The following is a 26041-nucleotide window of genomic DNA, read 5'->3' as shown; positions in this document are numbered from 1 at the left end:
ACACCCGTCAGAACTCCAGCGGGGCGTGGTCCAGCCCCGGCAGGACGTACCGGGCGAACAGGTCGGCCTCGGTGCGGTGCGGGTAGCCGGAGAGGATGAAGCACTCGACGCCCAGCTCGGCGTAGGCCGTCAGCTTGGCCCGCACCTGGTCGGGGTCCCCGACGATCGCCGCGCCCGCCCCGGACCGGGCCCGGCCGATCCCGGTCCACAGGTTCGCCTCGGCGTAGCCCTCGTCGTCGGCGGAGTCGCGCAGCGCCACCTGGTTCGCGACGCCCGCCGAGCCGGTGTCGAGCGACTGCGCCCGCACCCGCTCCCCCACCCCGTCGTCGAGCTTCGACACCAGCCGGGCCGCGGCGGCGCGCGCCTCCGCCTCGGTCTCCCGGACGATCACGTGCGCGCGGTAGCCGAACCGCAGCGTGCGGCCGTGCGCGGCGGCGCGGGCGCGCAGGTCGTCGAGGGTGGCGGCGACCTTGGGCAGCGTGTCGGGCCACAGCAGGAACACGTCGGCGGCCTGCGCGGCCACCTCGCGCGCGGCCTCCGACATCCCGCCGAAGTAGAACGGCGCCCGGCCGACGGCCCGCACGCGCGGCGGGTCCAGCGTGAGCTGCACGAACTCGCCGTCGACGTCGACCGGCTGCCCGTCGAGCAGGGAGCGGAGCACCCGCATGATCTCCAGCGTGCGCCGGTAGCGGGGCGCGGACCCGAGGGTCTGCCCGGGCAGGTCCGAGGAGATGACGTTGACGGTGAGCCGCCCGCCGAGCATCTGGTCGATGCTGGCGAGCTGGCGGGCCAGCTGCGGCACCCACATCTCCCCGAGCCGGACAGCGAGCAGCAGCCGCATCCGCCGCAGCAGGGGCGCGATGCCGGCGGCGAAGGCCACCGAGTCGATGCCCAGGGCGTACCCCGAGGGCAGCAGGATGTTGTCGAACCCGGCCTCCTCGGCGGCCAGTGCGATGCCGCGGCAGTGCTCCCACGACGACAGCAGGGCGGGATCGGACACCCCGAGGAACTCGTGGTCGTCGTCGCACAGGGCGGCGAACCAGGACACCTCGACGCTCATGTCGGCTCCTCCAGTCGCAGGTCGGCCCCGGCCCGGACCAGCAGCGGGATGCGGTCCAGGGGCACCTGCTCGGTGACCCGCGCCGGGCCGGTGTACCGCTGCGCGGTGAGCAGGTCCGTCCACTCCCCGGCGGGCACGTACCAGCTGCGGCGCACCGGATCGGGCGAGTCGGAGAAGACCGGGACCACGAGCAGGTCGGGGCCGAGCAGGAACGCGTCGTCGACGCGGGCGGCGTCGGGGTCGTCGGGGAAGGCCAGCGCGAGCGGCCGCAGCACCGGGAGCCCGGCGGCGGCGTCGCGGGCCAGGCGCCGCAGGTAGGGCCGCAGCCGGTAGCGCAGCTTCACGAACCGGCGCGCGATCGCCAGCACCTCCGGCCCGAACGCCCACGGCTCGCGCGGGTGCAGCCCGTGGGCGCGCATCATCGGCGACAGCGCCCCGAACTGCAGCCAGCGGGCGTAGAGGGGGCCCGACTCGGTTCCGGCGCTGAACCCGCCGATGTCGTGGCTCCACCACCCCGGGATCGACATCGCCGCGTTGAGCCCGCCGCGCAGCGTGGCCCGCATCCCGTCGACGGTGGCGGCGGCGTCCCCGGCCCAGCCCGTCGGGTACCGCTGCGACCCGGCCCACCCCGCCCGCGCCCAGATCAGCCCGCTGACCGCGGCGACGGCCGAGTGGTAGCGCAGCGGGTAGAGGTTGTGCGCGTGCGCGGGCGGCACCCCGGTGAGCGCGGCGCCGTCGGGCAGCCCCTCGCCGAAGTCGGTCTTGAACACCGCCACCCCGGCGTCGAGCAGCGGCGCGTGCAGCTTCTGCCACCAGGCCCTGGCGTCCGGCGAGCCCAGGTCGACCAGCGCACGCGGCCGCCCGTCGGGGGTCGGCGTGCCCTGCACGGGCACCGGCTCGCCGTCGGCGTCGACGACGAGGTGCCCCGCCGCGAGCGCCTCGGCGTGCCGCGGGGACGCCGGGTCGAGGTAGGGCAGCTCCCACAGCGACAGCCGCAGGCCCCGCTCGGCGAGCGCGGCCACGAACTCGGCGGGGTCGCCGAAGCGGTCGGTGTTCCAGTCGAAGTCGCAGTTGAGGCGGTCGACGCGCAGCCAGTCGGGGTCGCAGTGCAGGACGTCGGCGGGGACGTCCTCGGCGCGCAGCCGGTCGGCGACGGCGAGCATCTCCTCCGCCGAGTGGTAGCGGCAGCGCCCGAGCCAGAACCCCAGCGACCAGTCCGGCGGCTCGGGCGCGCGGCCGGTGAGCGCGGTGTAGCGGCGCAGGCGCTCCGCCGGGTCGGGGTGGGCGACGAGGAACAGGTCGAGCGTGGCGTCGGCGATCCCGAGGACGAGCGCGTCGGGCACGGACTGGCCGACGTCGGCGTGCACGACCGCACCGGTGTTGAGGAACCCCAGGTGCCCGCCGGACTGCCACACCGGCGCCGGCTTGTACGCCAGCCCGGTGGCGGTGCCCATCGCGTCGGCGACCCGGAGCGTCAGGGCGCGGCCCCGCAGGTCGAACGCGGCGAACTGCTCGCCGAATCCGTGCACCGGGGCGCCGTCGAGCGCGATCCCCAGCACCGGGCCGGTGTCGTGGCGCAGCGCGGGTGCGAGCGGGAGGCCGTCGGTCTGGCGGACGTGCTCGGCCGTGCGGACGGCGAGGTGCCCGGCGTCGCCGAGCAGCGTGAAGCCGAACGGCCGCGCCCGGACCCGCAGCGCGACCCCGGGCCCCTGCAGCACCAGCCCGTCGCCGACGTCGAGCACCTCGACCGGCCGCGGCTCCGGTTCGGCGACCAGGATCCCCAGCGGCGGCAGGTCCGGACCCGACCGCAGCCGCACCACCCCGTCACCGACGACCGACACCACCAGCTGGCGCTCCCCCGCCGGGCCGGCGGGGGCGGGCAGCGCGGCGGGCAGGTTCGGCAGCGACGCCTCGAGCCCGGCCGCGTCGGCGGTGAGCCAGCCGCCGGTGTGCGAGCGCTGCGCCGACCGCTCCTGCAGCGTCAGGTGCAGCCGCCCGCCGTCCAGGCGCCAGGACGTGAGCGCGGTGACCAGGGACGTCATCCCTTGACCGACCCCGCCGTCAGCCCGGCGACGAACCAGCGCTGCAGCAGCACGTAGGCCACCGCCAGCGGCAGCGACGCGACGACGACGCCGGTGAACAGCAGCGGGTAGTCGGTGAGGTACTCGCCGGTGAAGCCGAGCAGGGCCAGCGGCAGCGTCTGCTTGGCCGGGTCGGTGATGAACAGCAGCGGGTAGAGCAGGTCGTTCCAGGAGATCACCAGCAGGAAGATCGCCGCGGCGGCCAGCGACGGCGTCGACAGGGGCAGCACGATCGAGCGGAACGTGCGCCACGGGGACGCGCCGTCGACGTCGGCGGCCTCGAACAGCTCCCGCGGCAGCGTGCGCATGAACCCGGTGAGGATGAAGACGGCGACCGGCAGCCCGGTGACGGTCTGCACCAGCACCAGCCCGACGAGCGAGTCGGTCAGCCCGAGCAGGTCGAACAGCACGAACTGCGGCACCATCGACGCCTGCACGGGCACCGCCAGCCCGGCCACGACGAACCCGTACGCGGCCAGCGCGAGCCGCCCCGTCAGCCGGGTGAACGCGAACGCCGCGGCGGAGGCCAGGCCGAGGGTCAGCAGCACCACGCACGCCGTCACCACGATGCTGTTGCGCAGCGCGACGGTGATCTGGCCGTCGGCGAGCACGGTGCCGTAGTTGGCGCCGGTGGCGGCCGTGGGCAGGCCGAGTGGGGACGCGAACAGGTCCTGGGTGGTCTTGAACGTGCCGAACACGACGATCAGCAGCGGCACGACGATGACCAGCGTGTAGACGGTCAGCGCGGTGCCGCGCCCCAGGGAGTACCTCACGCGTCCGCCCCCCGGGAGATGGCGCGCCGCTGCAGCCACGTGACCAGCGCGATCAGCACGAGGAAGAGCACGGACTCGGCCGCGGCGTAGCCGAAGCGCGAGTCGGCGAACCCGGCGTAGATGCGGGTGGCGAGGATGTCCAGCGGCGGGTTCGGCGGGTTGCCGGCCAGGCCGAGGACCAGGTCGAACGCCTTGAACGACTGGACGGTCGTGTACGCGACCACGATCAGGGCGGTGGGCGCCACCAGCGGCAGCGTGATGTAGCGGAACCGCTGCCAGCGCGACGCCCCGTCGACCTTCGCGGCCTCGTAGTACATCTCCGGGATCTGCTGCAGCCCGGCGATGAACACGACCATGAGCTGCCCGGCGTGCGCCCACACCTGCACGACGGCGAGCCACAGTATCGCGGTGCCCGGCTCGGCGAGGTAGCCGCTGCCGCCGAGCCCGATCGCCGAGAGAGCCGGGTCGAGCGGGCCCAGCTCGGGGTCGAACACGAACTTCCACACGAACGCCACCGCGACGCTGGACAGGATCGCCGGGAAGAAGAACACCGCCCGCAGCACCGTCGAGGCCCGGGTGGTGCGGGTGAGCAGCACCGCCAGCCCCAGCGACAGCAGCGTCTGCGCGATCGCGACGACGAAGGTGAACTGCAGGCTGTTGAGCGCGGCGTTGCGGAACTGGTCGTCGGCGGTGGTGAGCCCGACGTAGTTGTCGAGTCCGACCCAGGAGAACTCGGCGCTGTAGCCGTCCCAGTCGGTGACCGAGTAGAGCACCGTCTGCAGCGCGGGGGCGGCGAAGAAGTAGGTGTAGACGGCCAGCGCGGGGGCGGCGAACAGCCACAGCGTGCGCGCCGGGCGCACCCCGCTCGCCCGGGGCCGTCGCTGCGTCGTCGCGGCGGCCGGCGCGTCGGCGACGGCGGTCATCCCGGCCGCCGCTGGTCGACCACGGTCTGCGCCGACTCGGCCGCCTGCTCCGGCGGCACCCCGCGCACCACCTCCACGCAGGCGTTCTCCACCGCCGACCGGATGTCGAGGTTCTCGAACTGGAACCGCGGCGCGAGGATCACCGGCGCGTCGAGCCAGCGGGCGGTGGCCCGCAGGTCCGGGTCGGTGTACTCGACGCCCGCCACCGTGGAGTGCTGCACCGTGCCGTTGGCGTAGCGCGAGGCCACCTCGGGGCGGGACAGGAACTCCACGAACGCCACCGCCGCGTCCTGCTTCTCCGACGACGTGCTCACCCCGACGAGGAACGTGGCGTTGGCGACGCCCTGGTGGCGGGCCGCCCCGGCGTCGACCGTGATCGGGGCGATGAGGTCGATCGGGAACGCGGCCCCCAGCGTCCGGACGGCGGTGAGGTGGAACGACCCGGTCGCGAGCATCGCCGCCCCGCCGGAGGCAAACACCTGCTGGCAGGGCTCCGAGGACGCCCCGAGCGCGCCGTCCTGGAAGTACGGCGCCAGCTGGGCGTACTGGCGCAGGGTGGTGAGGAACCAGTCGTCGGTGACCCGGGCGGTGCCGGCCTCGATCGCGGTGAACATGTCGTCGGTGGGCGCGTTGTTCATGACCATCGCGTTGAGCAGCTGCCCCGCGTTGGCGGGCTCCCCGCCGGGCCAGGCGATCGGGGCGATGCCGAGACCGCGCAGCGACTCGCACAGCGCGAGGAAGCCGTCCCAGTCGGCCGGGGCCGAGCTCGCCCCCGCCGCGGCCAGCAGGTCGGTGTTGACCAGCGGCATGTTGAACACGTACTGGTAGGGCAGGCCGAGCTGGTTGCCCTGCGCGTCGCGGCCCGAGCGCACCAGCCGGGGCAGGTAGCCGTCGGTGAACGGCTGTGCGGACAGGTCGCCGTAGAGCCCGGCGTCGACCATGTCGACGAACTGCGCCCCGCGGAACGCGGTGAACACGTCCCCGGTGCCGCCCCGGCGGATCCGCAGCAGCGCCGTGGACTGGTAGTCGCTCGACGGGCTGATGTCCTGGCGCACCGCGGCACCCGGGTTCTCCGCGACGAACGCCGCGATGATCCCGTCGAGCACCGCCCGGTCCTCGCCGCGCCAGTGCGCGAACGAGATCTCTCCCGACGCCGGGCGGGCCGGGGCCGGGACGAGCGCCGGACCGGAGGCGCCCCCACCGCCCGGGGCGGCCCCGCCGGCGCGGGTCGTGCCGGGCAGCGCGCACCCGGCGAGCAGGCCTGCGGCCGCGGTGCCGGCCAGGAAGTGGCGGCGGGACAGACGGGACACGGGAACCTCGACAGGAGTGGGCGGACGCGGTCAGGACGCCGGTCGGGCCGGACAGAGCCCGTCGAAGTGGGCGCTGCGCCTGCTGGGCCAGAACCCCTCGAGCGACGGCGGCAGCACGGCCGCCATCCCAGCAGACGGTCCGTCGCGGTCGCAACACGGGCGACGGGCGGGACGAGACGCCCCGACCGGGGAATGCGGCTGCTCCGGAGATCGTTGCCTTCGGACATGCATTCGCCCGGGCGCACCGCCGTCCTGCTCGGCCTGCTGTTCGGGCTCGCCGGCACCTCGACGTCCGCCGTGACCGTCGCGCTGCCGCAGCTCTCCGACCAGCTCGGCATCACCGCCGCCACCGCGGCCTGGATCGTCAGCGGCTACACCGTCGCCCTCGCCGTCGCGACGCCGCTGCACGGGCGCCTCGCCGACATGGCCGGGATCCGGCTCCCGCTGACGGTCGGCGTCACGCTGATGGGGCTGGGCGCCGTCGGTGCGGCGCTCGCCCCGAGCTTCGGGGTCCTCATGGTGGCCCGCGTCCTGCAGGGGGCGGGCGCCGCGTCGGTGGCGGTGCTGGGCACGGCGCTGATCAGCGCCCGCTGGAGCGGGGAGGAGCGAGGCGCGGCGCTCGGGCGCGTGGCCGGGGTCGCGGGCACGCTCAGCGCGCTGGGCCCGCTGCTGGGCGGCGCGCTGGAGGCGCTGGGCGGGTGGCGGTGGTCGGTCGCGCTGCCGGTCGTCGGGCTGCTGGCGATCCCGATGCTGTGGCGCGGCGCCCCCGGGGGCGGCAGCGGTGAGCCCGTCGACAAGGTCGGTGCCCTGCTGGTCGCCGTGGCCGCCTCCGGGCTGGTGCTGCTCATCCAGTCACCGTCCGCCGGGATCGTGGCGGGATCGATCGGGGCCGTGCTGCTCGCCGTCGGCGCGCCCGCCGTCGCCTGGTGGGTCCGCCGCCGTCCGGAGGGGTTCCTGCCGCGCTCGATCGTCACCAACGTCACCGTGCTGCGCAGCGCGTTCGCCGCCGCCGCGGTGCCCGCCAGCTGGTTCGCCCTGCTGCTCGGGGTGCCGCTCGCCGCCGCGTCCTGGGGCTGGACCCCGTTGGCCACCGGCCTGCTGCTGGTCCCGGCCGCCGTCGTCGGGTTCTTCTCCCCGCCCATCGCGCGCCGCCTCCTCGTCCGGCTCGGCGGCCGCCGGACGATCGCACTGGCCTGCCCGACGGCCGTCGTGGCGCTGCTGGTCGCCGCGCTGGGCGGGGTGCTGGAGTCGCCGTGGCTGCTCGCCACCGCCGTCGTGCTCGTGACGATCGCGTTCGGTGTGGGGCAGCCGGCGATGATCTCCTCGGTCGGGGCCGCCGTGCCCGGCGCCCAGCGCGGCGTCGCGCTGGGGATCGCGACCCTGGTGTTCCTCACGGGTGCCAGCGTCGGTGCGGCGCTGGTCGGGGGCCTGAGCGGCGTCATCGGCGTGCCGGCCGCGTTCTGCCTGTTGATCGCGCTGCCCGTGCTGGGGATCGTCGCGCTGCTCGTCGGGGGTCCGGATCGGGTGGAACCGGCCACGGCGGGTTAACCTGGACATCGCCGTTCGAGCGATCGAGACCCCGTCGTGCCGCGGTGCGGAAGCCGATACCAGGGACGGGGAGCGCGTGGCAGACGACAGGTGGGGTTCGCCCCCGTCACGGAGCGGGGCCGACCGGACACCGGTGACCGGCGCCGAGACCGCGACCATGACGATCAGCCCGGCCCGGTCCGGGAGCGACTTCGCGCGGCTGTCGAGGCGGATCAGCGCCGCGGGCCTGCTCGACCCGGCCCCCGCCCACTACGTCGGCCGCGCGGTCCTGCTCGGGTCCGTGGTCGCCGCGACCGTCGCCGCGTTCCTGCTGCTCGGGGACTCGTGGTGGCAGCTCGCCGTCGCCGCGGTGGCGGCCGTGGTCTACGGGCAGGTGGCCCTGCTGGCCCACGACATCGCCCACCGCCAGGTCTTCCGGTCGCGCACCGCGTCGGAGTGGGTGGGACGGCTGGTGGGCAACCTCGGCATCGGCATGGCCTACGGCTGGTGGATGCAGAAGCACACCCGCCACCACGCCGATCCCAACCACATCGGCCGCGACCCCGACGTCGCGCCCGGCTCGCTCGCGTTCACCGCGGACCAGGCGCGGGAGACGCGCGGGGCCACCCGGTTCCTGGTCCGCCACCAGGACGCGCTGTTCTTCCCGGTGCTGACCCTGGCCGGGCTCGACCTGCGCCGCGCGGGTGTCCTCGGCCTGCTCCGCGGACGCATGCCGTTCCGGCGCACCGAGATCGCGCTGATCGCGGTGCACGTCGGCGGCTACCTGGCCGCCCTGTTCGTGCTGCTGCCGCCCGGGCTCGCCGTCGCGTTCTTCGCCGTCCACCAGTGCCTGTTCGGGGTGTACCTCGGCTCGATCTTCGCCCCCAACCACAAGGGCATGACGATGCCGACCGAGCGCATGGACTTCCTGCGCAAGCAGGTCCTCACCTCGCGCAACGTCCGGGGCGGCCGGCTCACCGACGGGCTGCTGCACGTGGCGATGGGCGGGCTCAACCACCAGATCGAGCACCACCTGTTCCCCTCGATGCCGACCCCGCGCCAGCGACGGGCCCGTGCGGTCGTCCGGGAGTTCTGCACCGAGATCGGGGTGCCCTACCACGAGACGACCCTGCTCGGGTCGTGGTCGGAGATGCTCGGGTCGCTGCGGGCGGCCGCGGCGCCGCTGCGCTGAGGACCCGCCGCCGAGGAGCGGGCCGGGGACCGGTCAGCTCAGGAACAGCAGCGCCGTCGGCACGGCCACGAGGGCCAGTGCGGAGAGCCGGACCAGGGCCCACAGGGCGAGCGGGAGCGGCGCGGGCGGTTCGGTGATGCGGGCGAGCCTGCGGTCGAGGGCGGTGGTGAACGAGCTCAGCGCCGCGGCCGGGGCCGCTCCGCCCATCGTCCGCAGCGCCCCCACCAGCTCCGCCGACCGCGACCCGGACGCCGCGACGTCGTCGGCCCGCATCTCGATCAGCGCCGCCACCGCCACCTGCGCGCACACCATCCCCTGCACGAACGGCGCGGTCGCCCCCCACGCGACGAACGGCAGGACGACGAGGTCGTGGCGTTCGCGCAGGTGGGCGCGCTCGTGCGCGAGCACCGCACGGACCCCGGCCGGGTCGAGCCTGTCCAGGACCCCGACGGAGAGCACGAGCCTGCTGCGCAGCCCGGGCAGGCAGTAGGCGACCGGGACGGGGTGGTCGAGCACGCGGGCGCCGGGGGCGGCGGGCCAGGGCGTGCCGAGGACGTCGAGCAGGTCGCGGTGGCGGCGCCGGGCCCGCTGGGTGCGCACGGTGATCGCCACGAGCACGCCGACCAGGCGCAGCGCGAGCAGCAGGGCCAGCACCAGCGCGACGACGTGGGTGACGCCGAGCCGCTCCGGCGCCGACGCGTCGATCGCCCGCAGCGCGGACGGCAGGGTGGGTCCCAGCGGGGCGAGCCCGTAGACGACGCCCGCGCCGAGCAGCGACAGCCCGCCCGCCAGGCCGACCGCCTGCCAGACCAGCAGGGCGCCGACGGGGTCGCGGGCGGGCCAGTGCGCCCGCGCGAGTGCCCGGCTGGCCGGCTCGGCCAGCACGACACCCAGGAGCAGCAGCCCCAGCGCGGTCAGCTCCATCACACGGGAAGTGTGGCAGCAGGGGTCAGTCGAGGAGGTCGCGCAGGGCGGCGCGCTCGTCCTCGGGGATGGACCCGAGGAAGCGGGCCAGGACGGCGCCGCGGTCGGGGGCGGCGTCGAGGGCGTCGCGCATCAGCTCCGCGACGTGGTCCTCGCGGCTCGCGACGGCGCGGTAGCGGTGCGCCCGGCCCTCGCGCTCGCGGGTGACCAGGCCCTTGCGCTCCAGGCGCCCGAGCACGGTCAGGACGGTGGTGGTGGCGAGGTCCCTGGCGGCGAGCGCGTCCTGGACGTCACGCGCGGTGAGCGGCGCGGCGGCCGCCCACAGCGTCTCCATCACAGCGCGTTCGAGCTCACCCAGGCTTGGCACGCCACCATTCTACCCCCGGTAGAAGGCCCCGCCTAACGGATCTGGACCTCGTCGCCGACCTGCAGGAACTCGAACCAGGCCACCGCGTTGTCGTGGGTCAGCTTCACGCAGCCCGCGGAGTTGGTGTCTTGCGGTCCCTCGTGGAACGCGATGCCGCCCTCGGCAAAGAAGACCGCGTACGGCATCTGCGTGAGGTACTCCCGGCTCGTCCACTGCTCGGCCTTCCACTCCACCTGGAACGTGCCCCTGGGGGTGGGGTCGATCTCGTCGCCGATCATCACCGGGACCGGGCCCCGGCGGACCGCCCCGTTCTCGATCAGCCACGCCGTGCGGCCGTCGAGGTCGACGCAGGCCCGCGCGGTGGCGGTGCACGGGGTGCCGGGCACGAACTGGGCGGACGCGGCGGAGCGGACCGGCACCGACACGGGCGTCTCCGCCGTGGCCGTGGGGGTCGGGGTGGGCGTCGCCGCCTCGGGCGCGGGGGCGGGTTCCGCGACCGGCTCCGCCGCGGTCCCGGTCGCCGCGGCCTCCGGTGCCGCGGCCCGCTCGCGGGGGGCCGGCTCGGCCGCCTGCGGGGCCGGGGCGGGGACGGCAGGGGCCGCGCGGGTCACCGGGGCGGCGGAGACCGGGGCCTCGTCGGCGGCACCGACCCCGAACCCCACCCCCACGAGCACCGTGCTCACGACGGCCGCGAGCGCGGCCCCGATCGCGACACGACGCGCACCCTGCGGATGTGCTCCCACGTACTGGCCCCTTCCGGACTTACTGCACGTGTCAACGACCTGACCGCACAGTGGTGACGATCAGTGTTGCAGGCCTCACCGTCCGTGGAAGATCGGGTTCCGCTTCTCGAGCCGGGCCTGCTGTCCCTCCCGCCGGTCGTCGCTGGTCCAGCAGTCCTCGAAGGCCGTGAGCAGGGCGGGGTCGTCGTCGGCGAGGTCGGCCCGGTCCAGGGCCAGCTTGTTGTAGCGCAGCGTGAGCGGGGCCAGCGTCGCGAGCTCCGCGGCCCAGGAGAGGGCGTCGGCCCGGTCCCCCAGCCGGTCGACGAGCCCGCGCGCGTGGGCGAGCTCGGCCCCGATCCGGTCGCAGGCGAGCAGGATCGCCCGGGCGGTGCCCCCGCCGCCGAGGCGGGCGAGCCGGCGCACCGTCCACGGGTCGACGGCCAGCCCGATCCGGGCCGTCGGCACGCCGAACACGGCGTCGGGGGTGGCGATCCGCAGGTCGCAGGCGATCGCGAGCTGGGTGCCTGCCCCGATCGCGGGCCCGTTGACGGCGGCGACCACCGGAACCGGGGCCTCGACGACGGCCCGCAGCGCCGCGTGCAGGGCGTCGCGGAAGCCCTCGGTGTAGACCTCGCCGAAGTCGGCGCCCGAGCAGAAGCTGCTGCCCGACCCGGTCACGACGATCGCGCGCACGCCGCCGTCGAGCAGTCCGCCGACGGCGTCGACGATCCGGCGGCACTGGGCGACGTCGAGGGCGTTGCGGCGGTCGGGGCGGTCCAGTTCCAGCAGGCCCACGGCGTCCGCGGTCGTCACGTTGATCACGGGCCGCAGATTACGGGTCTCCGCCCGGGGCCGGTCCGGGCCGTGCGCCGTAGGCTCCCGGGATGACGACGGTCGGCGAGCTGCGGATGGGCACCACGGCGGGTCGCTGGGTGCTGTTCACCACGGTCCTCGGCTCCGGCCTGGTCATGATCGACGGCACGGTCGTGAACGTGGCGCTGGAGTCGATCGGATCGGAGTTCGGGGCCGGGTTCACCGCGCTGCAGTGGACGGTCAACGCCTACACGCTCACCCTCGCCTCGCTGATCCTGCTCGGCGGCTCACTGGGCGACCGGTACGGGCGGCGGCGGGTGTTCCTCGTCGGCGTCGTCTGGTTCGCGCTGGCGTCGCTGCTGTGCGGGCTCGCGCCGAACGTGGAGACGCTGATCGCGGCCCGGGCGCTGCAGGGCGTCGGCGGGGCGCTGCTGACCCCGGGCAGCCTCGCGCTGATCTCGGCGTCGTTCCACGGCCCGGACCGGGCCGCCGCGATCGGGGCCTGGTCGGGGCTCGGCGGGATCGCCGGGGCGGTCGGGCCGTTCCTGGGGGGCTGGCTGGTCGAGTGGACCTGGCGGGCGGTGTTCCTGATCAACCTCCCGCTCGCCGCGCTGATCGTCGTGGTCGCGCTGCGGCACGTGCCGGAGACGCGCGACCCGGACTCCGCGCCCGGCCTCGACGTCTCCGGCACCGCACTGGCCGTCGTCGGGCTCGGGGCGCTGACGTACGCGCTGACCGGTCTCGCCGAGGCCGGCCCGACGCCGGCGCTCGTCGTCGGGCTCGTGGTCGGAGTTCTCGCCCTGGTCGCGTTCGTGGTGGTGGAGCGGCGCTCCCGGCACCCCCTCGTGCCGCCCGCGCTGTTCGCGAGCCGCACCTTCAGCGCGGCCAACGCCGTGACGCTGCTCATCTACGGGGCGCTCGGGGTGGTGTTCTTCCTGCTGGTCCTGCACCTGCAGACCGTCGCCGGGTTCTCCCCGCTCGCCGCGGGCACCTCGCTGCTCCCGGTCACCGCGATCATGCTGGTGTTCTCCGCCCGCGCCGGGGCGCTGGCCGGGCGGATCGGCCCGCGGATCCCGCTCACCGTCGGCCCGCTGGTGAGCGCCTGCGGCCTGCTGCTCATGCTCCGGATCGGTGCCGACGCCACCTGGGTGCTGCACGTCCTGCCCGCGGTGCTGGTCTTCGGCGCCGGGCTCGCGCTCACCGTCGCCCCGCTGACGGCGACCGTGCTGGACGCCGCCCCCGACCGCTACGCGGGATCGGCGTCGGGCGTCAACAACGCCGTCGCCCGCGCGGCCGGGCTGCTCGCGGTCGCCGTGATCCCCGGGCTGGCCGGGATCGGCGGGGCCGACTACACCGACCCCGCCGCGTTCGGCTCCGGCTTCCGGACCGCGATGACGATCGGGGCCGGACTGCTCGTCGCCGCATCGGTCACGGCGTTCGCGCTGGTCCGGCGGCCGTCCGCCCCCGCGGCCCCGACGGCCCGGGTGCGCATCGAGGAGTGCGCCCACTGCGGCGTCACCGGGCCGCAGGTGCACCCGGCGCGCTAGCGCACCGGGTGCGGGCGGGCGCTCAGCCGAGCTCCAGCGCCTGCGCCAGCGCGCGCATCGGGGGCAGCGGATCGGCGTAGCCCTCGGTGAGGATCTGGGCGCACACGTGGTCGGCGCCCGCGTCGACGTGCTCCGCGAGCTGCGCGGCCACCGCGGCGGCGTCGCCGTGCGCGACCAGTGCGTCGATCAGGGCGTCGCTGCCGCCGTCGGCGATGTCGTCCTCGGTCCAGCCCAGGCGCAGCAGGTTGGACGTGTAGTTGCGCAGCCCCAGGTAGGGCTTGTGCACGAACGGGCGGCCGACGGCGCGGGCCCGCTCCGGGTCGGTGTCGACCACGACCTTGTGCTCCGGCGCCAGCAGCACGCCCTGCCCGAGCAGCTCGCGGGACTCGCGGGTGTGCCGGGGCGTGGTCAGGTAGGGCTGCGCGCCCGCCGACCGGTCGGCGGAGAGCTTGAGCATCTTCGGGCCCAGCGCGGCGATCGCCCGACCGGCGGTGGGGACCCCGGCGGCGTCGAGCTCGTCGAGGTAGGCGACGAGGGAGGCGTAGGGCCGGGTGTAGTCGCTGGTGGCCTCGGGGTGGCCGACCCCGACGCCGAGCAGGAAGCGGCCGGGGTGCTTCGCCTCGATGCAGTGGTAGGACGCGGCCACCTCGGCGGCGGGCGAGGACCAGATGTTAACGATGCTGGTCCCGACGGCGACGCGCTCGGTGGCGTCGAGCAGCGACTCCGCCAGCTCGAGGTCGGCCGGCGGGGACCCGCCGATCCACACCGCGCCGTAGCCCAGCGCCTCGATGTCGCGTGCCAGGTCGGGGGTGAGCCCGCCCGCGTGCCGCCAGATCCCGTACCTGCCGAGTTCGACCGTCATGATCACCGCAACCCCGGGGGCCGCCGCGGCATTCCGGGCGGGTGTCGGGGGTCGCGCATAGGGTCGGCGGTGTGAACGAACTGCTCTCCCGCGCCGCTCCCCTGCGCATGCGTCCCCGGGTGCTCGTGCCCGCCGACCCGGGCCGCCCCCACCAGGCACCGGAGGGCACCGAGGCCGTCGTGGTGGGCGGAGGGATCGCCGGCATCAGCGCCGCGGTGGTGCTCGCCGAGCGCGGTGTGGCCGTCACGCTGGTCGAGGCCGCGCCCACGCTGGGCGGGCGGCTCGGGGCCTGGCCGCACACCCTGCCCGACGGCACGGAGCAGGTCGTCGAGCACGGGTTCCACGCCTTCTTCCGGCACTACTACACCTGGCGCGCGGTGCTGCGCCGGATCGACCCGCAGCTGTCGTTCCTCCAGCCCGTCGGCGGCTACCCCGTGATCTCCCGCGAGTGGCCCGACGAGGACCTCACGTCGCTGCCCGGCTCGCCGCCGTTGAACCTGCTGGCGCTGTTCGCCCGATCGCCCAGCCTCGGCCTGCGCGACCTGCTGGGCTCGAACCAGGGCCTGGCCGCCCAGCTGCTCGCCTACGACCGCGACCGCACCACCGCCCGCTTCGACCGGATGCCGGCCGCGGAGTTCCTCACCTCGCTGGGCATGTCCGACCGCGCGCAGGCGATGCTGTTCGAGGCGTTCGCCCGGTCGTTCTTCGCCGACCCGGGCGCGCTCTCGGCCGCCGAGCTGATCGCGATGTTCCACTACTACTTCCTCGGCAACCCCGAGGGCATCGCCTTCGACTCCCCCGACACCGACCACCTCACCTGCATCTGGGCCCCGTTCGCGGAGTACCTGCAGGCCCGCGGCGCGCAGGTGCTCGTGAACAGCCGCGTCAGCGCGATCGCGCCGGTCGACCGCCACCTGTGGCAGGTCGAGGTCGACGCCGCCCCGTCGCTGCGCACCCGCCACCTCGTGCTGGCCACCGACCCGGGCGCGCTGCGCGCCATCGTCGCGGGGTCGCCCGACATGTCGGTCGCCGCGCCCAAGCTGGCCCGCAAGGCCGCGGCGATCGCGGTGGCACCGCCGTTCGCGGTCACCCGGCTGTGGCTCGACCGCGACGTCCGGCCCGAGCGCGCCACCTTCAACGCCGTGAGCCGCGAGGCCACGCTCGACTCCGTCACGATCTACTCCCGCCTGGAGCGGCCGTCGGCGGAGTGGGCGGCGCGCACCGGCGGGTCGGTCGTCGAGCTGCACTCCTACGCCTGCGACGCCCCCGACGCCGACACCGCCACCGCACGGATGCGCGCGGAGCTCGGCGCGCTGTGGCCGGAGACGGTCGCGGCGCAGGTCGTGCACCTGCAGCAGCGCATGGAGGCCACCGCGCCCACCTGGCCGCCCGGCGGCGCGGGCACCCGGCCCTGCGTCACCGGCGACGCGCGGGGCATCCGGATCGCGGGCGACCACGTCGACTCGCCGTTCCTCACGGGGCTGATGGAGCGGGCGTCGGTCACCGGGGTGCTCGCGGCCAACGACATCCTCGACGAGGTCGGCGCCGGTCCCGAGGAGATCCGCGGGATCCCGCAGCGGGGGCTGCTCGCCCGGCGGTGAGGATCCCGGGATGAGGATCGCCCTCGACCCCGGCCCCCGCGACGGGCCGGTCCGGATCCGGCGGCTCGCCGACGACGGCGCGCCGCTGGCCGGCGTCGAGGCGCTCCCGGACCTGGCCGCGGCGGCCGCACTCGAGCGCGACCACGCCCCGCGCTGGGTGTTCGCCCGCGCCCGCACCTACCGCAGGCTGCTCGACGCGGGGGTGCGCGTGGGGCGGGCGCACGACGTCGAGCTGGTGGAGGGGCTGCTGGTCGGCGCGGCCGGGCGCTCCGGTGAGCCGCACGGCCTCGCCGCCGCGGCGGCCCGGCTCGCCGGGCGGGTGCCCGGCCCCGACCCGGCGCCGGTCGACGACGGGCCGCCCGGCCTGTTCGACACCGGTCCCGCCCGCGACGAGCTGGCCGACCTCGTGGCCGTGCACGCCGCCCAGCTCCGCGCCCTGACCGACCCGCGGCTGCGGCTGCTCGCCGCGGCCGAGTCGGCGGGGGTGCTCGTCGCGGAGGAGATGACCGCGCACGGGCTGCCCTGGAGCGCCGCGCACCACGACGCGCTGCTCACCGACCTGCTCGGCCCGCGTCCCGTGCTCGGCGGGCGCCCGCCGCGCCTGGCCGCCCTCGCCGCGGAGATCACGGCCGCGTTCGGCCGTCCGGTCAACCCCGACTCCCCCGCCGAGGTGCTGCGCGCGTTCGCCCGCGCCGGCCACGAGCTGACGAGCACCCGCGCCTGGGAGCTGCGGCACGTCGGGCACCCGGCCGTCGCGCCGCTGCTGGCCTACAAGGAGCTGGCCCGGCTGCACACCGCCCACGGCTGGGCGTGGCTCCGGACGTGGGTGCGCACCGGACCGGACGGGACGGGCCGGTTCCATCCCGAGTACGTCGTCGCCGGGGTGGTGACCGGTCGCTGGGCCACCCGCGGCGGCGGGGCGCTGCAGATCCCGAAGGCGCTGCGCGGCGCGGTGCGGGCCGATCCGGGGTGGCGGCTGGTCGTCGCCGACGCGGCGCAGCTCGAACCCCGCGTGCTCGCCGCCCTGTCCGGCGACCACGGGCTCGCCCCCGACGTCGACGACCTCTACGCCGCGCTCGCCGCCCGCGAGTTCGGCGGCGACCGCGAGCAGGCCAAGCTCGCGCTGCTCTCCGCGATGTACGGCGCGAGCGCCGGGCAGGCGGGCGAGCTGCTGGTGCGGCTGCGCCGCCGGTTCCCCCGCGCGATGGCCTACGTCGACGACGCCGCCCGTGCCGGCGAGACGGGACTGCTCGTGTGCTCGCACCTGGGCCGCACCTGCCCGCCGGCGCGGCCCGGCGACGAGGACCCCGCCCGCGCCAGGGCCCGCGGCCGGTTCACCCGCAACTACGTCGTGCAGGCCACCGCGGCCGAGTGGGCGCTGGTGCTGCTCGCCGAGCTGCGGCTGCTGCTCCGCGGCGGGCCCGCGGAGCTGGTGTTCTTCCAGCACGACGAGGTCGTGCTGCACTGCCCCGACGACCTGGCCCCCGCCGTCGTCGACGCGGTCGCGACGGCCGCCGACACCACCCGGCGCCGCCTGTTCGGCGACACCCCGGTCCGGTTCCCGCTGCAGGCCCGCACCGTCGCGAGCTACGACGAGCGCTAGCTAGCCCTCGGCGGCGGCGAGCACGTCCTGGGCCATCGACAGCATCCCGAGCGCGTTGGGGTGCACGGGGGCGGCCGGGGCCGTCGGCACCAGGCCCTCGATCCACTTCGTGCCCGGCGGCGTGCAGACGTCGTGCCCGACGAACCGGTCGTAGGTGTCGACGTAGGTCACGCCCGCCTCGGCGGCCTGCTCGGCCAGCATCGCGTTGAGCGCCTTCTCGGTGTCGCGCAGGTAGGCGACGTCGCCGGCGCTGAACGGGACGACCGGGAAGCACCCGGGGCCCTCGTCCGGCAGGATCGCGGGGTAGCCGACGAGGTAGACCTCGGCGTCGGGGGCGCGCTCGGCGATCGCGGCCAGCGCGGCGGCCACCTTCGGGGCGGTCTCCTCGATGCGGGTGGCGAGCTCGTCGCCGCCGTCGGAACCGGTGTAGAAGTCGCGGCACGCGGCGCCGAGCGGCGCGCGCGGGGACCGGGCGGCGCACTCGGAGATGATGGTGGCGAAACCGATGTCGTTGCCGCCGATCGACAGCGTGACGCCCGCGGTGTCCGGCACGAGCGCGTCGAGCTGCGGCGGGTTGGTGCCCAGCTCGGTCACCTGCGGGGTGAACAGGTCCTCGGTCGTGCCGCCGCTGCAGCTGACGTCGCGGAAGTCCGGGACGCGGCCGGTCTGCGCCACCAGCGACGGGTAGTTGCGGTTGGAGCGCAGGCAGCCGGCCGGGGTGCCCTTCTGCAGCGGGATCAGCGGCCCGGCCGCGTAGGAGTCGCCGAGCGCCACGTAGGAGTCGAACAGCGGCTCCGCGGCGTACGGGCTCTCCGCGGGCGCGGCCCCCGCGGGCGTCGCGAGGACGACGCCGAGCGCGAGCACCGTGCCCGGCAGGAGCAGCTTGGCGATCCGGGTCGGGCTCAGACGCATCACGTCCTGTCGAACGACCGCGCGCCGCGTCGGTTACGCGGCCGCCACCGTTCCCCGGGGCGGAACGCGGGGGTGTCCGGATCCGCCGCGCGCTCCTAGCCTCCGTGGACCATGCAGCGCAGCAGCGAGCGGATCCTCACCACCCACGTCGGCAGCCTCGCCCGGCCCCGTGACCTGCTGGAGGTCATGCGGGAGAAGGAGCACGGCCGCCCCTACGACGCCGACGGCTACACCGAGCGCGTCACCGCCGCCGTCGCCGAGGTCGTCGACAAGCAGGTCGACGCCGGCATCGACGTCGTGACCGACGGCGAGATGGGCAAGGTCAGCTTCCTGACCTACGTCAAGGACCGGCTGTCGGGCTTCGCCGCCGACTCGGGCGAGAAGCTGATGCCGCCGTCCTGGCAGGTCGAGATCGACGCGTTCCCCGAGTACTACGCCGGCTACCTGGGCAAGTACACCGAGCAGGTCTCCCCCATGACGACGATGGTCTGCACCGGGCCGATCAGCTACGTCGGACAGGAGCAGCTGGCGACCGACATCGCGAACCTGCGGGCCGCGATCGCGGGCGCCGAGGAGTCGGGCGGGCACGTCACGGAGGCGTTCCTGCCCTCGACGAGCCCGAGCGGGTTCGGCCGCAACGAGCACTACGGCTCGCACGGGGAGTACCTGCAGGCCGTCGCCGAGGCGCTGCGCGAGGAGTACCTGGCCATCGTCGACGCCGGGTTCCTGCTGCAGGTCGACGACCCGTGGCTGATCGAGTACCTGTCGGAGAACCCCGGGACGACGCCCGAGCAGCGCCGGGCCGACGCCGAGCAGCACGTCGAGATCCTCTCGCACGCCCTGCGCGGCATCCCGCGCGAGAAGATCCGCCTGCACACCTGCTACGGCCTCAACCACGGCCCGCGGGTGCACGACATCGACCTGCGCGACGTCGCCCCGCTGATGCTGAGGATCCCGGCCGGCGCGTACTCCTTCGAGGTCGCCAACCCCCGCCACCAGCACGAGTGGAAGATCTGGCGCGACATCCCGCTGGAGGACGGGCAGATCCTCATCCCCGGCCTGCTCGGCCACGCCACCAACTACGTCGAGCACCCGGAGCTGATCGCCGACCAGATCGAGCAGTACGCCGGGATCGTCGGCCGCGAGAACGTGATCGCCGGGGCCGACTGCGGCTTCTCCTCGCGCGCGAGCTTCTCCCCCGAGGTGCACCCCACCGTCGTGTGGGAGAAGTTCCGGGCGCTGGCGGCGGGGGCGGAGCTGGCCTCGAAGCGCCTCTGGCCCTGACCGGTGGGCATGATCGGGGCATGTCCGTGCTGCGCAGGCTCCCGGGGCTCGTCACCGTCGAGCACGAGCTGACCGTCCCCCTCGACCACGCCGACCCCGCGGGCGAGCGGATCACCGTGTTCGCCCGCGAGGTCGCCGACCCCGACGGCCGCGACCGCCCGTTCCTCGTCTACCTGCAGGGCGGGCCGGGGTTCGAGGCGCCGCGGCCGACCCGCCTGCCCGGCTCACCGGGCTGGCTCGACCGCGCCCTGACCGACTTCCGGGTGCTGATGCTCGACCAGCGCGGCACCGGCCGGTCGACGCCCGTCGGCGTGCTGCCCGGCACGCCCGCGGAGCAGGCCCGGTACCTCACGCACTTCCGCGCCGACGCGATCGTGGGCGACGCCGAGGCGTTCCGCGCCCACCTCGGCAGCCCGCCGTGGACGGTGCTGGGCCAGAGCTTCGGCGGCTTCACGCTGCTCGCCTACCTCTCCCGGGCCCCGCACGGGCTGCGTGAGGCGCTGTTCACCGGCGGGCTCCCGCCGATCGGGCGGCACGTCGACGAGGTGTACCGCGCCACCTACGCCCGGGTGCTGGAGCGCACCCGCCGCTACTGGGCCCGCTACCCCGACGACCGCGACCGCTTCCTCGCCGCCGTCGCGCTCGCCCCGCGGCTGGCGGGCGGGGACCGGCTCTCGCTCGCCCGGCTGCGCCAGCTCGGTGACCTCCTCGGGCGCAGCGACGGCCCCGAGGCGGTGCACGCGATCCTCGAGCTGCCCCCGGACTCCCCCGCGTTCGCCCACGACGTGGACGCGATCGGGTTCTCCCGCAACCCGCTCTACGCCGTGCTGCACGAGGCCTCCTGGGCCGACGGCGGGGTCACGGGCTGGTCGGCGCAGCGCGTCATGCCGCCGGAGTACGCCGACGACCCGGCCCTGTTCACCGGCGAGCACGTCCACCCCTGGATGTTCGACGAGTTCGGCGCGCTGACGCCGCTGCGCGGGGCCGCGGAGATCCTGGCCGCCCACGAGTGGCCGCGCCTCTACGACGCCGCGGTGCTCGCGGGCAACGACGTGCCGGCCGCGGCGGCGATCTACACCGACGACCTCTACGTCGAGCGCGCGTTCTCCGAGGAGACCGCCGCGCGGGTCCGCGGCCTGCGGCCGTGGATCACCAGCGAGTACGAGCACAACGGGCTGCGCGTCGACGGCGCCCGGATCCTGGACCACCTGCTCGATCTCGCCCGCGGCCGCCGCTGATCCGACCCTGCGCGCCGGGTGCTGCGATGATCGCGGGATGAAGGAGCAGCGCCGGTCCCGCAAGATCGCCATGACGCCCGAGGAGGTGGACGCGTTCCTCGCCGAGGAGCGGACGGTCCGCGTCGCGACCAACGGCACGCACGGCCCGCACGCCACCCCGCTCTGGTACGTCTGGCACGGCGGGGCGATGTGGCTCACGTCGCTCTCGCGCAGCCAGCGCTGGGCCGACCTCGCCGCCGACCCGCGGATCGCCGCCGTCGTCGACGCCGGGCAGGACTACGCGGAGCTGCGCGGCGTCGAGATCCGGGGGCGGGTCGAGGTGGTGGGCGAGGTGCCGCGCACCGGGGAGCCGGTGCCCGAGCTCGACGGCCCGGAGCAGGCCTTCGCCGACCGCTACACCGGCGGCACCATGCACCACGACGGCCGGCACGCGTGGCTCAAGCTGGTGCCCGAGAAGATCACCAGCTGGGACTTCCGCAAGATCGGCTGAGCGCCCGCGCGTTCCGCGGAACGCGAGCCGGGCGGCGCGCACCGGCGGCGTTCCGCGGGACGCCGCGTCAGGCGGCGACCAGGGCGTCCAGCATCGTCCGCAGCGGGACGCGGTCGCCGTCGAGGTGCGCCGCCCGACAGGCCGCCACGTTCTCCGCCGGGTCCATCGCCGCCCAGCGGACCGGATGTCCGGCCGTGCGGGCGAGCTGGCCGAGGAAGGCGCGCTGGGTGCGGCCGTTGCCCTCGCGGAACGGGTGCAGCCCGTTGATCTCGCCCAGCAGCCGGGCGAGGGCGTCGACGAAGGTGTCGCGGTCGAGTCCCCGGAGGCAGCGGTGGCGCGCGAGCTGCACGAACACGCGCTCGCCCGTCGCCGCCAGGTCCTGCGGCGCGCAGAACGCGACGCCCTTCCCGATCGCGACGGTGCGCAGCTCGCCCGCCCAGTCGTAGACGTCGCCGAAGAGGTGGCGGTGGAAGGCCTGCAGGTGCGGGAGGTCGTAGCGGCCGGGGAGGTCGGCGTGCTCCAGGTCGACCAGGCGCGACGCCGAGAAGTCGGACTCGGCCCGGGCCAGCTCCTCGCGGTCGGTGATGCCGAAGCGGTTGCGCAGGACCCCGGAGTCGAGATCGAGGTAGGGGTCCCAGCTCACCGGGTGTAGTGCTCGGTGAGCTGGCGGCGCATCTCGTCGGTGCTGATCCGGCCGAGGGCGACCTCGGAGAGCAGCCGGTGCCCGAGAGCGCTCGGCTCCAGCCCCTCCGCCCGCACCGACGCCAGCGCCTCCTCCACCGCCTCGCGGCGCTCGGCGCGATCGCGCAGGTGCTGGTAGTGCGACACCGACATCACGACGGCCTCGGGCTTGCGGTGCGCCCCGACGAACACGGGCTCCGCGTCGGGCTCCTGCACCTGCTTCAGCGTGGCCGCCAGCCCGGCGCGGAACTCGCGGAACGACAGCACCTGGGGCAGCAGCATGGCCGGAGCGTACCCGGATGCGTACGCATCCGGGTACCCCTGACCCTCCCCTACGGCGTGCCGGTGACCAGCGGCCACAGCGCGTCGGGGCCCGCCGCGAGCACGGTGGCGCCCAGCTCGGCCTGCCACCGGGCGTCGGAGCCGTCCTCGTCGCGCCACGCCCACAGCCGCGTGGTGAGCAGCCGCAGGTCGTGCTCGCGGGTGAAGCCGATCGCCCCGTGCACCTGGTGGGCGATCCGCGCGACCTCCCCCGCCGCCTCGCCGGTGCGCGCCTTGGCCGCGGCCACGGCGAACGCGGCGGACGCGGCACCGAACCCGTCGCGGTCGGCGGCGGCCGCCGCGGCCGAGGCCGCCGCACCCGACGCCGCCACCTCCGACGCGGCCAGTGCGAGCTGCTGCTGCACCGCCTGGAACTTGCCGATCGGGCGCCCGAACTGGACCCGCTCCCCCGCGTACTGCACGGTCCGGGCCAGTGCCCCGCGCGCGGCCCCGGCGAGGAGCTGGGCGCGGCCCAGCGCGGCGCGCAGCCGGAACTCCGCGGCCGCCCCCTCCGCGACGGGTGCGACGACCGCGTCCGCCCCGTCGACGACGACCCGGTCGCGCGGCTCCTCGGCGAGGTTCGCGCCGTCGGTGACCGCGAGCCCGTCGACGGGCAGCAGCACCACGTGCGACGGCGTCAGGACGACGACCGCCGACACCCCGCGGGCCCACGGCACGCGCTCCAGGGCACCCCGGACGGCCGTGCCGTCCACCGCGAGGTCGGCGGCCACCGCGGTGAGCGGGCCGTCGGGCACCTCGAGGCCGTGGGAGTGCAGCAGCCACCCGGCCAGCAGGTCGGTCTCGACGAGGGGGACGCGCGCCGCGTGCGCCCCTGCGGCCTGCAGCACCTCGGCGGCGTCGGCGAAGGACGCCTCGCTGCCCCCGGCCGCCTCGGGCAGCGTGAGCCGGGCCAGCCCGGTCTCCTCCAGCGCCGTCCAGAGCGCACCGTCCAGGTCGGTCCCCGCGGAGGCGGATCCGGCGAGCACGGACTCGGCGAGGTCCAGTACGTCGCTCATCAGCGCAGCCCCATCCCGCGCGCGACGATGCCGCGCAGCACCTCGTTGGTCCCGCCCCGCAGCGTGAAGCCGGGGGCGTGCAGCACGGCGTCGGCGAGCAGCCGGGCGAACCCGGACTCCGCGCCGGGATCCGGTGGGACCGCCACCAGCGTGCGCGCCGCGTCGACGATCTCGTTCTCGAAGCGGGTGCCCAGGTCCTTGACGACGGCGGCCGCCAGCTCCGGCGCCTCCCCGGACTCCAGCGACCCGGCCACCGCGAGCGACATGCGCCGCAGCGTCCACAGCCGCGACACGATCCGGCCGACCTCGCGCTCGGTCCCCGACGTGCCGGCCAGCTCGCCGAGCAGCGCGGTGAGCAGCGGGAACGTCGACAGGAACCGTTCGGGGCCGCTGCGCTCGAAGGCGAGCTCCCCCGTGACCTGCGCCCAGCCGGCCCCCAGCTCGCCGAGCACCTGGCCGTCGGGGACGAACACGCGGTCGAACACGACCTCGTTGAAGTGGTGCGCGCCGGTGAGCAGCGGGATCGGGCGGATCTGCACGCCCGGCGAGTCGAGGTCGACGATGAACTGGCTCAGCCCGGCGTGCCGGTTCGCGTCGTCCTTCGGGGCGGAGCGGGCGAGGGCGAAGAAGGCGTGCGCGTGGTGCGCGCCGGACGTCCAGACCTTGGTGCCCGTCAGCTCCCACCCGCCGTCGACCTGCACCGCCCTGGTCCGGACGGCGGCGAGGTCGGACCCGGCGTCGGGCTCGCTCATCCCGATGCCGAAGTAGCACTCGCCCGCGGCGATCCGCGGCAGGTAGCGCCGCCGCTGCTCCTCGGTGCCGAACCGCATCAGCGTCGGGCCGATCTGCCGGTCGGCCACCCAGTGCGCGGCGACGGGGGCGCCCGCCGCGAGCAGCTCCTCGGTGACGACGTAGCGGTCCAGCGCGCCGAGGCCGTGCCCGCCGTACTCGACGGGGATCGTCATGCCGAGCCAGCCGCGCCTGCCCAGCTCCTGGGTGAACCGCTCGTCCCAGCCGGAGAGCCAGACGTCGGCGCGCGGGGTCCAGGCCCCGGCGGCGCGCTCCTCGGCGAGGAAGGCCCGGACCTCGGCCCGCAGCGCGGCGGCGCGGGGCGGCAGCTCGGTGGGGGGCGGGACCAGCGCCGGCAACCGGCTCAACGTGGACGTCACCGCCCCATCCTGCGCCATCCCCGCGATCTCAGCACGGACGCGGGGGCTGCGTCGGGTGCACCCGGGTGGCAGCATCGCGCCCATGACGAATCCGACCGACGAAGCCCGGGTGCTCGACGCCGTCCCCACCGGCCTGTTCATCGGCGGGTCCTGGCGTCCGGCCGCGTCCGGCGCCACCCTCGCCGTCGACGACCCGGCCACCGGGAAGACGCTCGTCGAGGTGTCCGACGCGGGTCCCGAGGACGGCCTCGACGCCCTCGCGGCCGCCGCGGCGGCCCAGTCGTCGTTCGCCGCGATGGCGCCGCGGGCGCGCGGGGACATCCTGCGCCGCGCCTTCGAGCTGCTGATGGAGCGCATCGACGACCTCGCGCTGCTGATGACCCTGGAGATGGGCAAGCCGCTGGCCGAGGCGAAGGGCGAGATCACCTACGCCGCGGAGTTCTTCCGCTGGTTCTCCGAGGAGGCCGTGCGCATCGACGGCGGCTACGCGGTCGCCCCGGCGGGCAACAGCCGGTTCCTGGTGATGAAGCAGCCGGTCGGGGTGTGCCTGTTCATCACGCCGTGGAACTTCCCGATGGCGATGGGCACCCGCAAGATCGGGCCCGCGATCGCGGCCGGCTGCGCGATGGTGATCAAGCCCTCGGAGCTGACGCCGCTGTCGATGCACGCGCTCGCCGCGATCCTCGCCGAGGCCGGCCTGCCCGACGGCGTGCTCAACGTCGTCACGACGTCGAACGCCGGCGCGGTGATGGAGCCCCTGATCCGCGACGGCCGCGCGCGCAAGCTGTCGTTCACCGGCTCGACCGCGGTGGGCAAGAAGCTGCTGGAGCAGGCCTCGGAGAAGGTGCTGCGGACGTCGATGGAGCTCGGGGGCAACGCCCCGCTGATCGTGTTCGGCGACGCCGACCTGGACAAGGCCGTCGAGGGCGCGATGGCCGCGAAGATGCGCAACATGGGAGAGGCCTGCACCGCGGCCAACCGGTTCCTGGTGCACCGCTCCGTCGCCGACGCCTTCGCCGACAAGCTCGCCGCCCGGATGGGTTCGCTGGTCGTCGGCCGCGGCACCGAGGACGGCGTGCAGGTCGGCCCGCTGGTCAACGCGAAGGGCCGCGAGAAGGTCGAGACCCTGGTGCGCGACGCCCTCGACAAGGGCGCCGAGGTGAGGATCGGCGCCGACCCGTCCGACGGCCCGGGGCACTTCTACCCGCCCACGGTCCTCACCGGGGTGCCGCTGGAGGCGCGGCTGACCCACGAGGAGATCTTCGGGCCGGTCGCCGCGATCACCGTGTTCGACGAGGAGGACGAGGCCGTCGCCGCGGCGAACGACACCGAGTTCGGCCTGGTCAGCTACCTGTTCACCGAGGACCTGACGCGCGCGCTGCGGGTCAGCGAGCGGCTGGAGGCGGGCATGATCGGGCTCAACACCGGGCTGGTGTCGAACCCGGCCGCCCCGTTCGGCGGCATCAAGCAGTCCGGGCTGGGCCGCGAGGGCGGGCGGGTCGGCATCGACGAGTTCCTGGAGACCAAGTACGTCGGGATCGCCTTCGGGGGGTGACCCGACCTGACCGTTAGTCGCACTGCTTTTGCGACTGCGGGTCGTACGCGCCTAGCCTGGGCCGGCCACC

Annotated in this window: 24 protein-coding genes; 9 read left to right on the top strand and 15 right to left on the bottom strand. The window is 75.3% G+C overall.

What is annotated here, in order from left to right:
* Positions 1–7 precede the first annotated feature (7 nt).
* The 5 genes from H6H00_RS23500 to H6H00_RS23480 are packed head-to-tail and all read right to left on the bottom strand — an operon-like array spanning position 8 to position 6147.
* The gene (locus H6H00_RS23500; protein WP_185717867.1) at positions 8–1060 is read right to left on the bottom strand and encodes an LLM class flavin-dependent oxidoreductase; all 1053 of its coding nucleotides are present in this window, start codon (positions 1058–1060) and stop codon (positions 8–10) included.
* Positions 1057–3102 carry a glycoside hydrolase family 31 protein gene (locus H6H00_RS23495; protein ID WP_185717866.1) on the bottom strand — a complete coding sequence of 682 codons (2046 nt, stop codon included), beginning with the start codon at positions 3100–3102 and terminating at the stop codon, positions 1057–1059. Before H6H00_RS23495 ends, H6H00_RS23500 begins: the two co-directional genes overlap by 4 nt.
* Positions 3099–3914, bottom strand: coding sequence for a carbohydrate ABC transporter permease (locus H6H00_RS23490; protein ID WP_185717865.1), 816 nt, complete (start codon positions 3912–3914; stop codon positions 3099–3101). The genes H6H00_RS23495 and H6H00_RS23490 overlap by 4 nt, the downstream gene beginning before the upstream one ends.
* Positions 3911–4837, bottom strand: coding sequence for a carbohydrate ABC transporter permease (locus H6H00_RS23485; RefSeq protein WP_185717864.1), 927 nt, complete (start codon positions 4835–4837; stop codon positions 3911–3913). The genes H6H00_RS23490 and H6H00_RS23485 overlap by 4 nt, the downstream gene beginning before the upstream one ends.
* On the bottom strand, positions 4834–6147 hold the full coding sequence (locus tag H6H00_RS23480; RefSeq protein WP_221775640.1) for an ABC transporter substrate-binding protein: 1314 nt from the start codon (positions 6145–6147) through the stop codon (positions 4834–4836). The genes H6H00_RS23485 and H6H00_RS23480 overlap by 4 nt, the downstream gene beginning before the upstream one ends.
* A 225-nt stretch (positions 6148–6372) precedes the next feature.
* Here H6H00_RS23480 and H6H00_RS23475 point away from each other — a divergent pair, with 225 nt between their 5' ends.
* Positions 6373–7695 carry an MFS transporter gene (locus H6H00_RS23475; RefSeq protein ID WP_185717863.1) on the top strand — a complete coding sequence of 441 codons (1323 nt, stop codon included), beginning with the start codon at positions 6373–6375 and terminating at the stop codon, positions 7693–7695.
* A gap of 157 nt (positions 7696–7852) precedes the next feature.
* Positions 7853–8866 carry a fatty acid desaturase family protein gene (locus tag H6H00_RS23470; RefSeq protein ID WP_185722716.1) on the top strand — a complete coding sequence of 338 codons (1014 nt, stop codon included), beginning with the start codon at positions 7853–7855 and terminating at the stop codon, positions 8864–8866.
* 33 nt (positions 8867–8899) lie between these two features.
* On the opposite strand, the gene H6H00_RS23465 is transcribed toward H6H00_RS23470, so the two are convergent.
* The 4 genes from H6H00_RS23465 to H6H00_RS23450 form a co-directional block, all read right to left on the bottom strand.
* Positions 8900–9790, bottom strand: a complete 891-nt coding sequence (locus H6H00_RS23465) for a M56 family metallopeptidase (RefSeq protein WP_185722715.1) — start codon at positions 9788–9790, stop codon at positions 8900–8902.
* 25 nt (positions 9791–9815) lie between these two features.
* Positions 9816–10157, bottom strand: coding sequence for a BlaI/MecI/CopY family transcriptional regulator (locus H6H00_RS23460; protein ID WP_185717862.1), 342 nt, complete (start codon positions 10155–10157; stop codon positions 9816–9818).
* A 32-nt stretch (positions 10158–10189) separates the two neighbouring features.
* On the bottom strand, positions 10190–10900 hold the full coding sequence (locus H6H00_RS23455; RefSeq protein WP_185717861.1) for a L,D-transpeptidase: 711 nt from the start codon (positions 10898–10900) through the stop codon (positions 10190–10192).
* A gap of 75 nt (positions 10901–10975) precedes the next feature.
* The gene (locus tag H6H00_RS23450; RefSeq protein ID WP_185717860.1) at positions 10976–11701 is read right to left on the bottom strand and encodes an enoyl-CoA hydratase; all 726 of its coding nucleotides are present in this window, start codon (positions 11699–11701) and stop codon (positions 10976–10978) included.
* Between the two features lie 62 nt (positions 11702–11763).
* On the opposite strand from H6H00_RS23450, the gene H6H00_RS23445 reads away from it, so the two are divergent.
* A complete protein-coding gene (locus H6H00_RS23445) occupies positions 11764–13239 on the top strand; it encodes an MFS transporter (RefSeq protein ID WP_185717859.1) in 1476 nt (491 codons plus the stop codon).
* Positions 13240–13261: 22 nt separating this feature from the next.
* Here the strand turns inward: H6H00_RS23445 and H6H00_RS23440 are convergent, their stop codons facing one another.
* On the bottom strand, positions 13262–14101 hold the full coding sequence (locus tag H6H00_RS23440) for an LLM class F420-dependent oxidoreductase (RefSeq protein WP_185717858.1): 840 nt from the start codon (positions 14099–14101) through the stop codon (positions 13262–13264).
* A 71-nt stretch (positions 14102–14172) separates the two neighbouring features.
* Here H6H00_RS23440 and H6H00_RS23435 point away from each other — a divergent pair, with 71 nt between their 5' ends.
* Positions 14173–15702 (top strand): FAD-dependent oxidoreductase, encoded by a 1530-nt coding sequence (locus H6H00_RS23435; protein ID WP_304632927.1) that lies wholly within the window; start codon positions 14173–14175, stop codon positions 15700–15702.
* Between the two features lie 10 nt (positions 15703–15712).
* Entirely contained in the window at positions 15713–17305 is a 1593-nt protein-coding gene (locus H6H00_RS23430) for a bifunctional 3'-5' exonuclease/DNA polymerase (protein ID WP_185717857.1), read from the top strand.
* Here the strand turns inward: H6H00_RS23430 and H6H00_RS23425 are convergent, their stop codons facing one another.
* Positions 17306–18217: an SGNH/GDSL hydrolase family protein gene (locus tag H6H00_RS23425; protein ID WP_185717856.1), complete on the bottom strand. Its 912-nt coding sequence runs from the start codon at positions 18215–18217 to the stop codon at positions 17306–17308.
* 111 nt (positions 18218–18328) lie between these two features.
* On the opposite strand from H6H00_RS23425, the gene H6H00_RS23420 reads away from it, so the two are divergent.
* The 3 genes from H6H00_RS23420 to H6H00_RS23410 are packed head-to-tail and all read left to right on the top strand — an operon-like array spanning position 18329 to position 21229.
* Positions 18329–19501 (top strand): cobalamin-independent methionine synthase II family protein, encoded by a 1173-nt coding sequence (locus tag H6H00_RS23420; RefSeq protein WP_185717855.1) that lies wholly within the window; start codon positions 18329–18331, stop codon positions 19499–19501.
* Positions 19502–19521: 20 nt separating this feature from the next.
* Positions 19522–20739: an alpha/beta fold hydrolase gene (locus tag H6H00_RS23415; RefSeq protein ID WP_185717854.1), complete on the top strand. Its 1218-nt coding sequence runs from the start codon at positions 19522–19524 to the stop codon at positions 20737–20739.
* Between the two features lie 37 nt (positions 20740–20776).
* Positions 20777–21229 carry a pyridoxamine 5'-phosphate oxidase family protein gene (locus H6H00_RS23410; protein ID WP_185717853.1) on the top strand — a complete coding sequence of 151 codons (453 nt, stop codon included), beginning with the start codon at positions 20777–20779 and terminating at the stop codon, positions 21227–21229.
* A 67-nt stretch (positions 21230–21296) separates the two neighbouring features.
* On the opposite strand, the gene H6H00_RS23405 is transcribed toward H6H00_RS23410, so the two are convergent.
* Genes H6H00_RS23405 through H6H00_RS23390 form a run of 4 tightly spaced genes read right to left on the bottom strand, consistent with a single transcriptional unit; the run spans position 21297 to position 24416 of the window.
* Positions 21297–21872, bottom strand: a complete 576-nt coding sequence (locus tag H6H00_RS23405) for a Fic/DOC family protein (protein WP_185717852.1) — start codon at positions 21870–21872, stop codon at positions 21297–21299.
* Positions 21869–22192, bottom strand: coding sequence for an antitoxin VbhA family protein (locus H6H00_RS23400; protein WP_185717851.1), 324 nt, complete (start codon positions 22190–22192; stop codon positions 21869–21871). The genes H6H00_RS23405 and H6H00_RS23400 overlap by 4 nt, the downstream gene beginning before the upstream one ends.
* A 50-nt stretch (positions 22193–22242) precedes the next feature.
* On the bottom strand, positions 22243–23247 hold the full coding sequence (locus tag H6H00_RS23395; protein ID WP_185717850.1) for an acyl-CoA dehydrogenase family protein: 1005 nt from the start codon (positions 23245–23247) through the stop codon (positions 22243–22245).
* Positions 23247–24416, bottom strand: a complete 1170-nt coding sequence (locus H6H00_RS23390; RefSeq protein WP_255425333.1) for an acyl-CoA dehydrogenase family protein — start codon at positions 24414–24416, stop codon at positions 23247–23249. Before H6H00_RS23390 ends, H6H00_RS23395 begins: the two co-directional genes overlap by 1 nt.
* An 82-nt stretch (positions 24417–24498) precedes the next feature.
* Between H6H00_RS23390 and H6H00_RS23385 the strand changes: the two genes are divergently transcribed.
* Positions 24499–25971: an NAD-dependent succinate-semialdehyde dehydrogenase gene (locus H6H00_RS23385; protein ID WP_185717848.1), complete on the top strand. Its 1473-nt coding sequence runs from the start codon at positions 24499–24501 to the stop codon at positions 25969–25971.
* The last annotated feature ends 70 nt before the right edge of the window (positions 25972–26041 follow it).

The sequence above is a fragment of the Pseudonocardia petroleophila genome (assembly GCF_014235185.1).
Taxonomy (GTDB): Bacteria; Actinomycetota; Actinomycetes; order Mycobacteriales; family Pseudonocardiaceae; genus Pseudonocardia; species Pseudonocardia petroleophila.
The sequence above is the reverse complement of the archived record's forward strand: the minus strand, read 5'-3'. Positions and strand labels throughout refer to the sequence as shown.

Coding starts and splice junctions, on each gene's coding strand:
- H6H00_RS23500 (WP_185717867.1), bottom strand. CDS start 1,060: ATGAGCGTCGAGGTGTCCTGGTTCGCCGCCCTGTGCGACGACGACCAC.
- H6H00_RS23495 (WP_185717866.1), bottom strand. CDS start 3,102: ATGACGTCCCTGGTCACCGCGCTCACGTCCTGGCGCCTGGACGGCGGG.
- H6H00_RS23485 (WP_185717864.1), bottom strand. CDS start 4,837: ATGACCGCCGTCGCCGACGCGCCGGCCGCCGCGACGACGCAGCGACGG.
- H6H00_RS23475 (WP_185717863.1), top strand. CDS start 6,373: ATGCATTCGCCCGGGCGCACCGCCGTCCTGCTCGGCCTGCTGTTCGGG.
- H6H00_RS23470 (WP_185722716.1), top strand. CDS start 7,853: ATGACGATCAGCCCGGCCCGGTCCGGGAGCGACTTCGCGCGGCTGTCG.
- H6H00_RS23465 (WP_185722715.1), bottom strand. CDS start 9,790: ATGGAGCTGACCGCGCTGGGGCTGCTGCTCCTGGGTGTCGTGCTGGCC.
- H6H00_RS23445 (WP_185717859.1), top strand. CDS start 11,764: ATGACGACGGTCGGCGAGCTGCGGATGGGCACCACGGCGGGTCGCTGG.
- H6H00_RS23440 (WP_185717858.1), bottom strand. CDS start 14,101: ATGACGGTCGAACTCGGCAGGTACGGGATCTGGCGGCACGCGGGCGGG.
- H6H00_RS23430 (WP_185717857.1), top strand. CDS start 15,713: ATGAGGATCGCCCTCGACCCCGGCCCCCGCGACGGGCCGGTCCGGATC.
- H6H00_RS23425 (WP_185717856.1), bottom strand. CDS start 18,217: ATGCGTCTGAGCCCGACCCGGATCGCCAAGCTGCTCCTGCCGGGCACG.
- H6H00_RS23420 (WP_185717855.1), top strand. CDS start 18,329: ATGCAGCGCAGCAGCGAGCGGATCCTCACCACCCACGTCGGCAGCCTC.
- H6H00_RS23415 (WP_185717854.1), top strand. CDS start 19,522: ATGTCCGTGCTGCGCAGGCTCCCGGGGCTCGTCACCGTCGAGCACGAG.
- H6H00_RS23410 (WP_185717853.1), top strand. CDS start 20,777: ATGAAGGAGCAGCGCCGGTCCCGCAAGATCGCCATGACGCCCGAGGAG.
- H6H00_RS23400 (WP_185717851.1), bottom strand. CDS start 22,192: ATGCTGCTGCCCCAGGTGCTGTCGTTCCGCGAGTTCCGCGCCGGGCTG.
- H6H00_RS23395 (WP_185717850.1), bottom strand. CDS start 23,247: ATGAGCGACGTACTGGACCTCGCCGAGTCCGTGCTCGCCGGATCCGCC.
- H6H00_RS23385 (WP_185717848.1), top strand. CDS start 24,499: ATGACGAATCCGACCGACGAAGCCCGGGTGCTCGACGCCGTCCCCACC.